17 protein-coding genes and 1 pseudogene are annotated in these 13,480 nt (G+C 71.1%); 5 read left to right on the top strand and 13 right to left on the bottom strand.

Translation table 11 applies throughout. The annotated features are described in order from the left end of the window. Positions 1-5: 5 nt before the first annotated feature. Entirely contained in the window at positions 6-518 is a 513-nt protein-coding gene (locus tag ABIA32_RS04570) for a YbjN domain-containing protein (RefSeq protein WP_370092505.1), read from the top strand. A 138-nt stretch (positions 519-656) separates the two neighbouring features. Here the strand turns inward: ABIA32_RS04570 and ABIA32_RS04565 are convergent, their stop codons facing one another. Then, positions 657-1,631, bottom strand: coding sequence for an asparaginase (locus ABIA32_RS04565; RefSeq protein WP_370092504.1), 975 nt, complete (start codon positions 1,629-1,631; stop codon positions 657-659). Positions 1,632-1,677: 46 nt separating this feature from the next. After that, positions 1,678-2,214: an aerial mycelium formation protein gene (locus ABIA32_RS04560; RefSeq protein WP_370092503.1), complete on the bottom strand. Its 537-nt coding sequence runs from the start codon at positions 2,212-2,214 to the stop codon at positions 1,678-1,680. A gap of 204 nt (positions 2,215-2,418) precedes the next feature. Here ABIA32_RS04560 and dtd point away from each other — a divergent pair, with 204 nt between their 5' ends. Next, on the top strand, positions 2,419-2,844 hold the full coding sequence (gene dtd, locus ABIA32_RS04555) for a D-aminoacyl-tRNA deacylase (RefSeq protein ID WP_370092502.1): 426 nt from the start codon (positions 2,419-2,421) through the stop codon (positions 2,842-2,844). 13 nt (positions 2,845-2,857) lie between these two features. Here dtd and ABIA32_RS04550 read toward each other — a convergent pair whose 3' ends face one another. The 3 genes from ABIA32_RS04550 to ABIA32_RS04540 all read right to left on the bottom strand — a co-directional run bounded on the left by ABIA32_RS04550 (position 2,858) and on the right by ABIA32_RS04540 (position 4,987). Further along, positions 2,858-3,835, bottom strand: a complete 978-nt coding sequence (locus ABIA32_RS04550) for a folate-binding protein YgfZ (protein ID WP_370092500.1) — start codon at positions 3,833-3,835, stop codon at positions 2,858-2,860. Continuing rightward, a complete protein-coding gene (locus ABIA32_RS04545; RefSeq protein WP_370092499.1) occupies positions 3,832-4,305 on the bottom strand; it encodes a Fur family transcriptional regulator in 474 nt (157 codons plus the stop codon). The genes ABIA32_RS04550 and ABIA32_RS04545 overlap by 4 nt, the downstream gene beginning before the upstream one ends. 97 nt (positions 4,306-4,402) lie before the next feature. Then, positions 4,403-4,987 carry an FABP family protein gene (locus ABIA32_RS04540; protein ID WP_370092498.1) on the bottom strand — a complete coding sequence of 195 codons (585 nt, stop codon included), beginning with the start codon at positions 4,985-4,987 and terminating at the stop codon, positions 4,403-4,405. A gap of 201 nt (positions 4,988-5,188) precedes the next feature. Here ABIA32_RS04540 and ABIA32_RS04535 point away from each other — a divergent pair, with 201 nt between their 5' ends. Continuing rightward, positions 5,189-5,554 carry a DsrE family protein gene (locus ABIA32_RS04535; protein WP_370092497.1) on the top strand — a complete coding sequence of 122 codons (366 nt, stop codon included), beginning with the start codon at positions 5,189-5,191 and terminating at the stop codon, positions 5,552-5,554. Here the strand turns inward: ABIA32_RS04535 and ABIA32_RS04530 are convergent. The 8 genes and pseudogenes from ABIA32_RS04530 to ABIA32_RS04495 all read right to left on the bottom strand — a co-directional run. Then, positions 5,511-5,768: pseudogene (locus tag ABIA32_RS04530) on the bottom strand (DUF3099 domain-containing protein); the annotation flags it as partial. The gene ABIA32_RS04535 and the pseudogene ABIA32_RS04530 overlap by 44 nt on opposite strands. Positions 5,769-5,887: 119 nt before the next feature. Beyond that, the gene (locus ABIA32_RS04525; protein WP_037608477.1) at positions 5,888-6,178 is read right to left on the bottom strand and encodes a DUF1416 domain-containing protein; all 291 of its coding nucleotides are present in this window, start codon (positions 6,176-6,178) and stop codon (positions 5,888-5,890) included. Positions 6,179-6,216: 38 nt separating this feature from the next. Continuing rightward, positions 6,217-7,059: a sulfurtransferase gene (locus ABIA32_RS04520; protein ID WP_370092496.1), complete on the bottom strand. Its 843-nt coding sequence runs from the start codon at positions 7,057-7,059 to the stop codon at positions 6,217-6,219. Between the two features lie 166 nt (positions 7,060-7,225). Beyond that, positions 7,226-7,306, bottom strand: a complete 81-nt coding sequence (locus tag ABIA32_RS04515) for an Ms5788A family Cys-rich leader peptide (protein WP_369405619.1) — start codon at positions 7,304-7,306, stop codon at positions 7,226-7,228. Positions 7,307-7,509: 203 nt separating this feature from the next. After that, positions 7,510-8,172: a DUF2993 domain-containing protein gene (locus ABIA32_RS04510; protein WP_370092495.1), complete on the bottom strand. Its 663-nt coding sequence runs from the start codon at positions 8,170-8,172 to the stop codon at positions 7,510-7,512. 112 nt (positions 8,173-8,284) lie between these two features. Beyond that, positions 8,285-10,192 (bottom strand): hypothetical protein, encoded by a 1,908-nt coding sequence (locus ABIA32_RS04505; RefSeq protein WP_370092494.1) that lies wholly within the window; start codon positions 10,190-10,192, stop codon positions 8,285-8,287. 8 nt (positions 10,193-10,200) lie between these two features. Beyond that, positions 10,201-10,500: a MoaD/ThiS family protein gene (locus ABIA32_RS04500; RefSeq protein WP_370092493.1), complete on the bottom strand. Its 300-nt coding sequence runs from the start codon at positions 10,498-10,500 to the stop codon at positions 10,201-10,203. Between the two features lie 32 nt (positions 10,501-10,532). Further along, positions 10,533-11,327: an alpha/beta hydrolase gene (locus ABIA32_RS04495; protein ID WP_370092492.1), complete on the bottom strand. Its 795-nt coding sequence runs from the start codon at positions 11,325-11,327 to the stop codon at positions 10,533-10,535. Positions 11,328-11,524: 197 nt separating this feature from the next. Here ABIA32_RS04495 and ABIA32_RS04490 point away from each other — a divergent pair, with 197 nt between their 5' ends. Continuing rightward, complete coding sequence (locus ABIA32_RS04490; protein WP_370092491.1) at positions 11,525-12,301, top strand: response regulator transcription factor; 777 nt, start codon at positions 11,525-11,527, stop codon at positions 12,299-12,301. Positions 12,302-12,380: 79 nt separating this feature from the next. Then, complete coding sequence (locus ABIA32_RS04485) at positions 12,381-13,430, top strand: LacI family DNA-binding transcriptional regulator (RefSeq protein ID WP_370092490.1); 1,050 nt, start codon at positions 12,381-12,383, stop codon at positions 13,428-13,430. The last annotated feature ends 50 nt before the right edge of the window (positions 13,431-13,480 follow it).

Raw genomic sequence — 13,480 nt, 5'->3', positions numbered from 1 at the left:
GGACCATGGGCGAGGAGATCATGCGCAAGCGGGCGGCGGAGGTGCTGGCCGCGGCGCTGGAGGAGTCCGGCGTCGCCTGGGAGCAGCCGTCGGGCGATCCATGGACGTTCGTGGCGACCCTGCCGGGGACGCGAAAGCTGGCGACGACGTGTTCGCTGCGGATCGGCGAGCAGACGCTGTCGGTGAACGCGTTCGTGGTGCGGCGGCCGGACGAGAACTTCGAGTCGGTCTACCGGTGGCTGCTGGAGCGCAACACCCGCATGTACGGGTTGTCGTATGCGCTGGACCGGCTGGGGGACGTCTACCTGGTCGGCCGTCTGCCGCTCGCGGCGGTGACGGCTGACGAGATCGACCGGCTGTTGGGGACGGTGCTGGAGAACGCGGACGAGCCGTTCAACCAGCTGCTGGAACTGGGCTTCGCGACGGCGATCAAGCGCGAGTGGGAGTGGCGCACGAAACGCGGCGAGTCGACTCGCAACCTCGAGGCCTTCGGCCGGATCACCGGCCGCGACGAGTGACTTGCACCATCAGGGGCGCGAGGAACTGCGCGACAAGCCACCCACGCAGGTACTGATCCGAACGGACAGGGCCATCCGCACAGGGTGGTTACTCGCGCAGTTCCTCGCGCCCCTAGCGTGCTGCAACTCCCCAATTGCCTAGAACGCTGCGCGGACCTCGCCCACCACCGCGCCGCCGCCGTGCAGCGGCGCAGCCGCGACGCGGTCGAGCGTGCCGTCCTGCGTGGCAACGCCCATGCGGCGGAGCGCCGCGGAGAGGACCGGGCCCAGGGCCCGCTTCGCGCCGTCGTCGATCTTGAAGGCGAGCGCGCGGCCGTCCGGGAGGGCGACGGCCTGGACGGATTCCGCGCCCATCTTGGCCAGCGCGCCCGGGACCGCCCGCATCAGCCAGGTGTCGATGCGGCGGGTGCCCGCCACATACTCCGGGTGGGCGCGCATCGCGTCCGCGACGCGGCGTTCCGGGGTGTTCGCGTCCGCCAGGACGTGCGCGCGGAAGGCGCGCGCCAGCGCGACGAGGCTGACGGCCATCAGCGGCGCGCCGCAGCCGTCCGTGCCGACCGCTGCGACCGGCTCGCCCGCGAGGGCCTCCAGCGTGGTGCGCACCTGCACCTGCACGGGGTGGTCCTCGGAGAGGTAGCTCGCCGTGTCCCAGCCGTTGCGGACACACGCGGCCAGCATGGACGCGTGCTTGCCGGAGCAGTCCATCAGGATCCGCTCGCGCTCGCCGCCGGCGCGTATCCAGGCCTCGGCCTCCACCTCGTCGAGCGAGAGCGAGGGAGGCGTCTGGAGCGCGGACTCGTCCAGGCCCGCCGAGGCGAGGATCTTCCGCACCGCGTCCAGGTGAAACGTTTCCGCAGAGTGGCTCGCAGCCGTCACCGCCAGGAGCTCGCCCTCCAGCTCGAGTCCGGTGCTGAGGATCGCCACCGCCTGCATCGGCTTGTTGCTGGAGCGGGGAAAGACCGGCAGCTCAGGAGACCCGAGCGCGAAGTCGACGCTGCCGTCGGCGGCGAGGATCACCAGCGAGCCGCGGTGGTGGCCCTCCACGAATCCGGAGCGGACCACCTCGGCGAGAACCGGCAGGTCAGCGGGGACAGCAGGGTGCGGAGCAGACATGTGGGTGTGCCTCTGTGCCTTCCAGGGGGCCTGCCCCCGGCGAGGGTCACCCCCCGGAGAGCAGGTCGTCGACGCGTGCTTCCCCTTCACGGTACCTGCGGGTGATCTCCGCGATGCACCCGTCCACCGTCCGCTGCAGCCGCTGCCTGCGCCGCGAGATGCCGCGTTCGTGCGCGGTGAGCCGGATGCAGGCCGCCTGCAACTGCTCGTCCGACTGTTCGGCGAGGTCGGCCAGGCGGGCGTCGGCCATGAGTTCGTCGGCGAGGGCCTGGTACTCCCGGCCGCTGGGCGTGCCGAGGGTGACGTGTCGGGCGGAGTGCCGGACCTGGGAGGGGATGTCGGCGAGGATCTCCGGCAGCTGCTCCAGAAGGGTGTCCGGCGGGAGCGAGGCGTGACCGCTGCGGCGGTCCAGTTCGGCGCGGAGGATGTCGACCCGGCCCTGCAGCAGTCGGCGCAGGTAGGAGAGATCGGCCTCGTCCTGCTGAGCGTGGCGGCGCAGCGCGCGCAGTTCGTCCAGCCCCAGTGCGTCCAGGGTCTGTCCGGCGCGGTCGGCGAATGCGGCGAGGTCGTCTTGGTGTCCCACGGGTGCATGGTGCCACCGTCGGATGAAGGTTCGTCGACGCCTGCACCCAATCGGGCCCCTGGCGAATCTCCGTGGTAAATACGACCGCCGCATATCCCCAGCGCACGGCCCCTTCCGGGGTGACGCGGGGGCGCGTGCCGACCACCGGCGCGCCCCCCCGCACTCCCTGTCGGCGCGTGCCTGCGCGTGCCGGAGAATGGGGGCATGCGTGCAGTGGCTCAGCGGGTGACCGAGGCAAGTGTGACCGTCGACGGCGAGGTCGTCGGCTCGATCCTGGGGCCGGGGCTCTGCGTCCTGGTCGGGGTGACCCACGAGGACACCCACGAGCAGGCCGCGCTGATGGCGCGCAAGCTCTGGTCGCTGCGCATCTTGGAGGGCGAGAAGTCCTGCTCGGACCTGAACGCGCCGCTCCTGGTCATCAGCCAGTTCACCCTCTACGGCGACGCCCGCAAGGGGCGCCGCCCCACCTGGAACGCCGCCGCCCCCGGCCCCGTCGCCGAGCCCCTCGTCGACGAGGTCGTCGCCCAACTCCGGTCGCTCGGCGCCACGGTGGCGACGGGCCGCTTCGGCGCGGACATGAAGGTCGCCCTCACCAACGACGGCCCCTTCACCGTCGTACTGGATTTCTGAGACAAGCCGGCGGTTACGCCTCGACCACGACGTCCTGCGACGCCGCGACCGAGCCCGCCAGCAGCGTCACATCGGCGGCCGTGTTGCGCTTGATCAGGCCCAGGGCGATCGGGCCGAGTTCGTAGTGGCGGACCGCCGTCGTGACGAAGCCGACCGGGCGGCTGTCCGGACCCTCGGACGCGAGGCGGATCGGGTCGCCGTGAACCGGAAGGGACTCGTTGCTGCCGTCGAGGTGGAGGAAGACCAGGCGGCGCGGGGGACGGCCGAGGTTGTGGACGCGGGCGACCGTCTCCTGACCGCGGTAGCAGCCCTTGTTGAGGTGGACCGCCGACTTCAGCCAGCCCAGCTCGTGCGGGATCGTGCGGTGGTCCGTCTCGAAGCCGAGGCGCGGGCGGTGGGCCTCGACCCGCAGCGCCTCGTAGGCCCACAGGCCCGCGGCCGGGCCGGAGTCAGCCACCGCGAGCTGGTCGGCGAACTCCGCACGCGGCAGGAAGAGATCATAGCCGTAAGGGAGTTGGCGCACCGCTGCGGCCGGCGGCGGGACCGAGCCCGCCGGGGTGAAGACGACCGCGTAGGCGTCCGTCGCGTCGGTGATCTCGACCTGGGCGAAGAACTTCATCTTCTCCAGGTAGGCCACCAACTCCCCCGTCGTTCCCGGCTCCACATGCATCCACGTCGTCTCGCCGTCGTCGACGAGGTAGAGCGCGTGCTCGATGTGACCGTGCGGGGAGAGGATCAGCGCCTCCGTCGCCTGCTGCGGCGGCAGTGCGCTGACGTGCTGCGTCAGCAGCAGGTGCAGCCAGCTCAGCCGCTCGGGACCGGAGACGGTGACGACGCCGCGGTGCGAGAGGTCGACGAAGCCCTGGCCGGCGGCCAGCGCGCGCTGCTCACGGAACAGGTCACCGTAGTGCGCGGCGACGCCCGCGTCCACGCCGTCGGCGGAGACCGCGCCGGGGAGCCGGTCCAACAGCGGGCTGCGGTAGGTCGTCACGCGTGCTTCTCCTCGGGAACCTCAGGGACCTCGTGCTCCGCCGCGGCGGCCTTGGCCGCGCAGTTCGCGCAGAGGCCGAAGATGGCGAAGTGCTTCATGTCAGTCTCAAAACCATGCGCACGTCGCAGGGATTCCACGAACGGCTCGGCGAGCGCGACATCCGTCTCGATGACGCTGCCGCACTCCCGGCAGACCAGGTGCATGTGCTGGTCGCGACTGGCCAGGTGGTAGGTGGGCGCGCCGTGGCCGAGGTGGGCGTGGGAGACCAGGCCCAGCTCCTCCAGCAGGTCCAGCGTGCGGTAGACGGTGGAAATGTTCACACCAGCGGCGGTGCGCCGCACCTGGGTGAGAACCTCCTCCGGGGTGGCGTGCTCCAGCTCGTCCACGGCCTGCAGCACCAGCTGCCGCTGCGGGGTGAGCCGGTAGCCGCGCCGGCGCAGGTCCGTCTGCCAGTCGATGCCGCTGCTCACCTGAAACAAGCCCCTGTCTGCGCCGTGCGCCCGAAACGCGTCTGTCCCGCACCCCGAGTCTAGGGCGGTACGGGACAGGCGGAAGATCAACCGGAGCTCAGCGGAAGAAGGCGATGCCGTCGTCCGGGAGGTCGGCGATGTCCTCGATCAGCTTCGCCGGGTTCAGCACCTTCTTGAGCTGCGCGGACATGTACGGCCGCAGCGGCACCTCGGGGGCGGACTTCTCGCCGACCCACATCAGCTCGTTGTTCACGAAGCCGTAGAGCCGCTTGCCGCCCGTGTACGGCGGCGCGCCCTCGATCCGGGCGACCGCGTCCGTGGCCAGGTCGATCTGCGGCTTGCCGTCGGCCAGCTCGCCGTACCAGATCTCGACCGTGCCGTCGTCGCGGACGGAGGAGAACTCGATCTCACGGACGCCGGAGGTGCCGTGCGCGTTGGCGGTCACCCGCCAGAAGCCCGACTCGCTCTCCAGCGGGCGCACCTTGTTGCCCTCGTTGTCCAGCACCCACGTGCGCGAGCGGAACTCCAGGAACGGGCGGCCGTCGTGCCGGAAGATGATCTCCTGGCCGAAGTTGCACTTCTCCGAGCCGGGGAAGTCGAAGACACCGGCCCCCTCCCACGTTCCGAGGAGGAAGGCGAGGGAGACGACGTCCTTGTGCAGACCGGAGGGGATCTCGATCATGTTCAGCGCTGGCCCTGGTAGAGCTTCTTGACGGAGAAGGCGGCGAATCCGATGATCGCGACGGCCATGAAGATCAGCAGGCCGTCAAAGAACCACTCAAGCGCAGACATTGCAAGTCCTCAACGATGGGGAACGATCCTGCCCAGAGTCTAGTCGGCCCCGCCTACCGGCTCACTGTGAGCCCCGCCCTACGCTGCCGCTATGCCCAAGTCGAAGCTCGTCATCAAGGTCACCGCAGGCGCGGACGCGCCCGAGCGCTGCTCGCAGGCGTTCACCGTCGCCTCCGTCGCGCTCGCCAGCGGGGTGGACGTCTCACTCTGGCTGACGGGCGAGTCGAGCTGGTTCGCGCTGCCGGGAAAGGCGGCGGAGTTCGAGCTGCCGCACGCCGCGCCGCTGCCGGACCTGCTGGACGCGCTGCTGGCCGGCGGCACGGTCACTCTCTGCACGCAGTGCGCGGCGCGCCGCGGAATCACCCAGGAGGACGTGTTGGACGGGATCCGGATCGCGGGTGCGCAGCTCTTCGTCAGCGAGATCGTGGGTGACGGGGTCCAGGCACTCGTCTACTGACGGACGGGTCGTCCCACCAGGGGTCGTCGGGTCCGCGGCGATTGGCGAGGACCGCGGCGACCGGCGGGATGACCATCGCGACCAGGCTCATCGCGACAGCGGCCGGGACCGACCAGAAGCGCACCACGTTCCAGGCCAGGACGATCAGGACCAGGCAGGTGCCCATCAGGGCGTAGTAGACGTGCCGCCGTCGGGACTGCATACCGTCAGTCTTCCCGTTCCGGGCGGACCGGAACGCACGCGAACCCCGCGCTGACGAAGATCACAAAATGTTTCACGTGAAGCATTTCGTGATCTTCGTCGAGGCGGGGTTCGCGCAGGTGAAAGTGGCAATCAGACCGCGATCGCGACCTCGGTGAACTCGCCCTGCTGGGCGACGACCGCACGGTCGACCGTCGCACCGGGGACGAGGGCGCGCAGCGTCCAGCTGCCGGGGGCGGCGAAGAAGCGGAACTGGCCCGTCGCCGAGGTCGGGACCTCGGCGGTGAACTCGCCGCTCGCGTCCAGCAGGCGGACGTAGCCGTTGACCGGCTCGCCGTCGCGGGTCACCGAACCCTGGATGATCGTCTCGTTGGCCACGTCAACTCCTGCAAGTTCGGGCCCGCCGGCCTTGGCTCCACACATGTTCTTGCTCCTCGTTCGTAGGTCGGCTCAGGCCGGGCTCAGTTGGAGCCGAGCTCGATCGGAACGCCGACGAGGCTGCCGTACTCGGTCCAGCTGCCGTCGTAGTTCTTGACGTTGGTCTGGCCGAGCAGCTGGTGCAGCACGAACCAGGTGAGCGCGGAGCGCTCGCCGATGCGGCAGTAGGCGATGGTGTCCTTCGCCAGGTCGACGTTCTCGGCCTGGTAGAGGGCGCGCAGCTCGTCGTCCGACTTGAAGGTGCCGTCGTCGTTGGCGTTCTTCGACCACGGGATGTTGCGCGCGCTCGGCACGTGGCCGGGACGCTGCGACTGCTCCTGCGGCAGGTGCGCGGGGGCGAGCAGGCGGCCGGAGAACTCGTCGGGCGAACGGACGTCGACGAGGTTCTTGTTGCCGATCGCGGCGACGACGTCGTCACGGAAGGCGCGGATCGAGGAGTCCTGGGCCTGCGCCTTGTACTCGGTGGTGGCGCGGACCGGGACCTTGTCGCCGTCGACCAGCTCGCGGGAGTCGAGCTCCCACTTCTTGCGGCCGCCGTCCAGCAGGCGAACGTCGCCGTGGCCGTAGAGCTTGAAGTACCAGAACGCGTAGGAGGCGAACCAGTTGTTGTTGCCGCCGTAGAGGACGACGGTGTCGTCGTTGGCGATGCCCTTGGCGGAGAGCAGGGCCTCGAAGCCGGCCTGGTCGACGAAGTCGCGGCGGACCGGGTCCTGCAGGTCCTTCTTCCAGTCGATCCGCGCGGCGTTGCGGATGTGGTTCTTGTCGTAGGCGCTGGTGTCCTCGTCGACCTCGACCACGACGATCTTCGGGTCGTCCAGGTGGTCCTGGACCCAGTCGGCGCTGACCAGAACGTCACTACGGCTCATGAGAAATCTCCTCCGGGGCAGTTGCGGAAGGGGGCGCCGCGCGCGGTGGCACGTCCGGAACGGAGTCCGGATCGTGGGACGCGCGGCAGGAAGTCTTTCAGGGCGCTGCCGGGCGACGGCCGAGCAGCGCGGTTGACGTGCGCGAGTGTGGGCAGGAACCGCCCGATCAGCGCATTCGACAGAGGCAGGCAGCGACGCGGCACAGGTCTACTGCCCGCCGCTTCGTGAGGTCCGCCTGTCGCTTCATGACGACGATGCTAGGGAACGAACCCGGAGGCTGTCACCAAAGTCTTGCCATATGAGACAAAGATGTTCGAGATTTGGGAAATGGAGGGTCTTCAGGGCGATCCGAGGCGGTCCGGAGGGTTCCGGGGCGCGACACGGAACCACCCTGCGAGATCGCGGTGGACAGCGCGTCTCGCAGGGTGGACAGGAGGGAGCTCGGGCGGCTCAGCCGTTGAGGTGAACGTCGGTGCCGGAGGCAGCGACATAGACGCCGTTCTTCTCCGCGTCGACCGAGGTGAGCTTCAGCCCGTTCGGCAGGCCCGCGACCGGTACCTCGGGGGCGAAGAGGTCGCCCGCCAGAGAGACCAGCGGGTTCCCGGTGTCCAGGTTGCTCAGCGACACGTTGTTGCCCCCGGAGACCGCGATGTCGGCGGTCCCTGAGAACTGCTGGCCCCCGATGGTCGTGGTGACCTGGACCTTGCCGGGCGAACCGCCGTAGCTGACGGTCGTGTGGTTGGGCAGCGCGGCCGAGAGGTCGGCGTAGCCGATCATGACCTTGCCGGTCGCGGAGTCGGCGACGGCGCTGGAGTAGTCGCTGGAGACCTTCACCCCTACCAGGTCGGCGTCTATGGACCCGAGCTGCACCTTGCTCGTCGCCACCTTGACGTCGTTGGCGTGCAGCTTGACCTCGTCGAGCTTGGAGCCGATCAGCTGGGTGAGGAAAGGGAAGCCCTCGATGGTGACGTCGGGCTTGGTCGCCATGCCCCGCGAGGACTGGATCTTGCCGGCCGCCTGGTTCTCGGCGATCCGCACGGCGATGCGGTCGGCGGCGACGAACAGGCCGAAGAGGATCACCAGGGTGATGAGCAGGCGGCGCAGGTTGCGCATCGTGGGTCGGTCCCTTCGGGGGTTCATATCGTCGGTCCGGAAGCTCTCGAACAAACGACGCGGGGCCGGGCGTCGTGGTTGCCCGGCCCTGCGGTTGTCGTGCGGTGTGGTGTCAACGGGCGATCAGGAAGATCACCGGTGCGGCGCAGGCCAGCGGGAGCACGACCCCGGCCGTCATGTGGACGAAGCGGGACGGGAAGTCGTACGCCGCCACCCGGCGTCCGACCAGCGCGCAGACGCCTGCGGCCAAGCCGAGCAGCAGGCCCTTGCCGAGCCCGAGCCCGGTTCCCGCCCCGATCGCGCCGCCGACCACGACCGCAGCGAAGCCGCCCGCGGCGAAGCCCAGCACGGCGGGGCTGCGCAGGGTGGCGGAGACCGCTGCGGCGACACCGGCCGTGAGCGCGCCCGCGAGGACGGCCTGGCCGGACGAGACGGCGAGGAAGGCGCCGCCGAGCACGGTCATGACGGTGGCGGAGGCGCTGACCGTGAGCGCGTAGAAGCGCTCGTCGGGGTTGCTGGGCCGGAAGATCTGCAGGATCAGGACGAGCAGGAAGAACCCGCCCAGCGTCCCGGCGAGCACGGCGGGCGCGCTGGACTTCGCGGAAGCGGCGAGGATCGCGGCGTCCGCGACGAAGCCGCCGAGGGCGGCCAGCGCGATGCCCTGCCGGGCCGGCCACATGCCGTTGAGCCGGAACCACCCGGCGGCGGTTCCTGCCTGCAGCAGCAGCACCGGCAGGACCAGCGCGAACTGCCCGCCCAGTGCGGCGACACCGATCAGCGCGCCGAGCGCGAGCGTGATCGCCCCCGGCTGCACGCCGGGATCGATGATCGGCGAACCCTGACGCGGAGCCGGTTGCGCGGGCGCGGCGGCGGCCTCGGTGGGTCCGGTCGGCTGCGCAGCGGCGAACGCCTCACGCAGCGAGCCTCCAGGCTCCGCGTCCAGCGGCCTCGCCACGCCCCCCACCGGCCCGGTGGGCGCGGCGGCGGCGAACGCCTCCCGCAGGGACCCTCCGGCCTCCGGCCCGAACCCCTGCGGCGCGGCGGCTCCGGCGGGCAGCGGAGGACCACCGGCCGACGCCGGGTATCCCTGCGCGGCTGCGGCGGGGAAGTTCTGCGGCGCAAGCCCCGAGCCGCCGACCGACTGCGCCCCCGGGGCAGCCTGATAGCCACCTCCGTGAGCACCCGGTCCGGCGAGCGCCTGCCCCGACTCCCCAGCGTCCGCGCCACCGCCCGCGACGGGCGGGAAACCCTGCGGCGGCAAGCCCGCGAAGCCCTCCCCCTGAACACCGACCACCGGATAACCCGGCGCGGCAGCGCCCACGGACAGCGGACCGCCCTGCGGCACGCCAGCGCCCGCAGCAGGCGGGAAACCATGCGGCGGCAAGCCCGCGAAGGCATCCGCCTGAGGGCCTGCGGCCGGGTAGCCGTGCGTGGCGGCGCCGGGGGCGAGCGGGTCGCCCTGGTGCTGTGCGGCGGCGTACGGGCCCGGGTAGCCCTGTCCGGCGGGGCCGGGGGCGGGCGGGAATTGTTGGGGCGGGAGACCGTCCTGTCGGGCGGCGGGGGCCGGGGACCAGGTCTGAGGGGGCGCGGCGGGGCGGTCCCAGCCGGGGGGCCACGGGGAAGCGTCCGCCTCGACGGCAGCCGGTGCCTGCGGCAGGGGGAACTCGTCCGTGCCGTACTTCTCCTGGATGTGCCCGAAGCGCGACTGCGTCGCCCCCATGGGTGCCTGTGCGCCGTACGGCTCCTGGGCCGGGACGGGCGGGAGGAAGGCCGTCTCCTCAGCCGCTCCGGACGGGTAGCCAGCCTGCGGAGGCGACGGCGGGTACCCGCCGCCCGCCGGAATCGGCGGAAGGAAGGCCGTCTGCTCCGCGTCCAGCGAGCCGGGGTGCGGGCCGGGGTACGGGCCGGCCGGCAGGTCAGGGATCGGCGGCAGGAAAGCCGTGCGCTCGGCGTCCTGCTCGGCACCCGGACCGGGATCGATGGGGTAGCCGGAGTAGTTCTGCTGCGGGTAGTCACTCATGGCGCCGCTCACCCGCCCGCGAACGGCGGCAGGACCTCGACCGTGCCGCCCTCCGTCAGGGCCACGGTCGCGTGGTCGCGGCGGCCGACCTGCGCGCCGTCGACGAGGAACGAGCAGTGCGCCAGCACCTGCGCGAAGCGCGGCCGGTCAGCGTGGCGGGCGCGCGCCGCGGCGAGCGCGTCGGCGAGGTTCACCGCCGCGTACGGCTCCTCCGCGGTGCCGGCCTCCGCCTTGGCCGCAGCCCAGTAACGGATCACACCGTTCCTGGCTGTCGCCTCTGTCTCCACTGTCTCCGTCGCTCCTTGCATCCGGCCATCATCGCCGTTCGCCCCCACAACAGTCACGCGTGGCTGGTCAGCCACTCGCACACCCGCTCCAACAGGGCCTCGGTCGCTGCGTTCTCGGCGTGCCCGAAGCCGGGCTCGATCCACAGCTCGCTGCCCGGCGCGGCCTCGCGCAGCGAGCGCGGGTGGTCGAGCGGGAAGTAGGGGTCCGCGTCGCCGTGGACGACGAGCAGCGGGACCGTCACCCGCGCGGCCGCAGCCACCGGCGGGAGCGGGACGTCCGTCCACTCGTTCGGGTCAATCCTCGTCTTCAGTCCGATCCGGCCGACCACCCGTCCGAGCGGCTTCATCACCACCCAGTGCAGCCGCCGCATCGGCACCGTCCCCTGGTAGTACCAACGTGCGGGCGCGCTCACCGCCGCTACCGCGCTGACGCCGCCGCTCAGCGCCGCGTGCCGGACGACCACCGCGCCGCCCATCGAGAAGCCGACCGTGGCGACCCTCTCGAAGCCCAGCGACCGGGCCCAGGCCACCGCCGCGTCCAGGTCCAGGACCTCCCGGTCGCCGACCGTCGAGCGCCCGCCGGAGCGCCCGTGGCCTCGGAAGGAGAAGGTCACCACCCCGGCCCGCCGCGCGAAGACCTCCGCCGCGCGCCGCAGCGCGGGCCGCTCGACGGCACCGGAGAAGCCGTGCGCGACGACGACCGCCAAGGACCCGTCTGCCCCGCCCGGCGGCAGGTACTCCGCATGCAGACCGACCCCGTCGGCCGTCGTCAGCCACGCCTCTGCGGGGGATCGCCAGAAACCGGAGGTGTCCGGGATGCGAACCAGACTCTTCGCGGCGGGGTCCATGTGGGCTATTCTCCTAGTCAGAGAGGGATCCGGGCAGAGTCGCCCCCGGGTCCTTTTGTGCTTTGTGAACGCCAGTACGGACGTTCGTGCGAGAGCCGGACGTTACCGGCAAGCGCCCGATGACGTGCGCCCGTCGTGCTTTGAGAAGTGTCGTCAGGAAGTGTCACCGGCCCACCCGGAAAGGGGACTAACCGGGTATGAGTTCTCTCCTGCTGCTGACCAACGCCCTGCAGCCGTCAGCCGAGGTGCTGCCTGCACTCGGCCTGCTGCTGCACAACGTCCGCGTCGCCCCTGCGGAGGGTTCGGCCCTCGTCGACACCCCCAGCTCCGACGTGATCCTCGTCGACGGGCGCCGTGATCTGCCGCACATCCGCAGCCTCTGCCAGCTGCTCCGCTCGACCGGGCCCGGCGCCCCCGTCCTGCTCGTCGTCACCGAGGGCGGTCTGGCCGCGGTGACGGCCGAGTGGGGCGTGGACGACGTGCTGCTCGACTCGGCCGGCCCGGCGGAGGTCGAGGCGCGGCTGCGCCTCGCCATCGGCCGCCAGTCCGTCGTCGCGGACGAGAGCCCGATGGAGATCCGCAACGGCGACCTCTCGGTCGACGAGGCGACGTACAGCGCCAAGCTCAAGGGCCGGGTCCTCGACCTGACCTTCAAGGAGTTCGAGCTCATCAAGTACCTGGCCCAGCACCCGGGACGCGTCTTCACCCGCGCCCAGCTGCTGCAAGAGGTCTGGGGCTACGACTACTTCGGCGGCACCCGGACGGTCGACGTCCACGTGCGCCGCCTGCGGGCCAAGCTCGGCCCGGAGCACGAGCAGCTGATCGGCACAGTCCGCAACGTGGGCTACCGCTTCGTCGTCCCTGACAAGTCGGAGAAGGGCGCCGCACGCGCCGAGGTCCCCGGCGCGCAGAGCATGCATGACGCGCAGGGGTCGCCCGCCGAGGTCGACGCGGAAGTCGACGTCGAGGTGTGAGCCTCGCGATGACGCCCGGGCCAGGGGACGGTGAACGCCCTCTGGCCCGGACATGCCCGCGTCCAAGTAGAATCCGGGCATGCCCAAGGTGACCCGCGACGATGTGGCCAGACTGGCGGGGACCTCGACCGCGGTCGTGAGCTACGTCATCAACAACGGACCCCGCCCGGTCGCTCCGGCGACCCGCGAGCGCGTCCTCGCAGCGATAGACCAGCTCGGATACCGGCCCAACAGCGTCGCCCAGGCGATGGCCAGCCGGCGCACGAACCTGATCGGCATGGTCGTCCCCGACGCCCGCCAGCCCTTCTTCGCCGAGCTCACCCATGCGGTCGAACGCGCGGCGTCGGAACGCGGCAAGATCGTCCTGATCGGGAACTCCGACTACACCGGCGACCGTGAGATCCACTACGTCCGCGCCTTCCTCGGCATGCGCGTGGCCGGGCTGATCCTGATCAGCGAGGGCCCGAGCGAGCGCGCGGACGCCGAGTTCGCGGCGCACGGCGACTCACGGGTGGTGCTGCTGCACCGCAGGCCGGAGACCTCGGACGACATCGCGGTGGTCACCGACGACATCGGCGGCTCGATGCTCGCCGTCGACCACCTGCTCAAGCACCACGGGCACCCGTACGTCGCCTGTTTCGGCGGCCCGGTCAACGCCCCCGCCCCGGGCGACCCGGTCGTCGACCACATCGAGGGCTGGCGCCGCGCGATGGCCGACGCCGGTGTCTCCACCGAGGGCCGCCTGATCGACGCGCCCTTCTCGCGGTACGGCGCGTACCAGGTGGCGGTGGACTTGCTGAAGTCCCCCGAGCGACGCCCGCCGGCGATCTTCTGCTCGACCGACGACCAGGCGATAGGCGTGCTGCGGGCCGCTCGCGAGGTCGGCGTCCGCGTGCCCGAGGACCTGGCGGTCATCGGCTTCGACGACATCCAGGAGGCGGCGTTCTGCGACCCGCCGCTGTCGACCATCGCCTCGGACCGGGACTCGATGGCCAAGGCCGCGGTGGACCTGGTCCTGGACGACTCGCTGGCCGTCCCTGGCTCGGAGACGCCGCGGATCAGGAAGTTCCCGAGCCGACTGGTCGTCCGACGCAGCTGCGGCTGCGCCCACGACGGCAACGCGGTCTGAGGGTTCTGCGGCGCTTCTGAGCAGGCTCTCAGAGGGCTCTCATGTCCGGG

The organism is Streptacidiphilus sp. MAP12-20 (assembly GCF_041262525.1).
Classification (GTDB): Bacteria; Actinomycetota; Actinomycetes; order Streptomycetales; family Streptomycetaceae; genus Streptacidiphilus.
The sequence above is the reverse complement of the archived record's forward strand: the minus strand, read 5'-3'. Positions and strand labels throughout refer to the sequence as shown.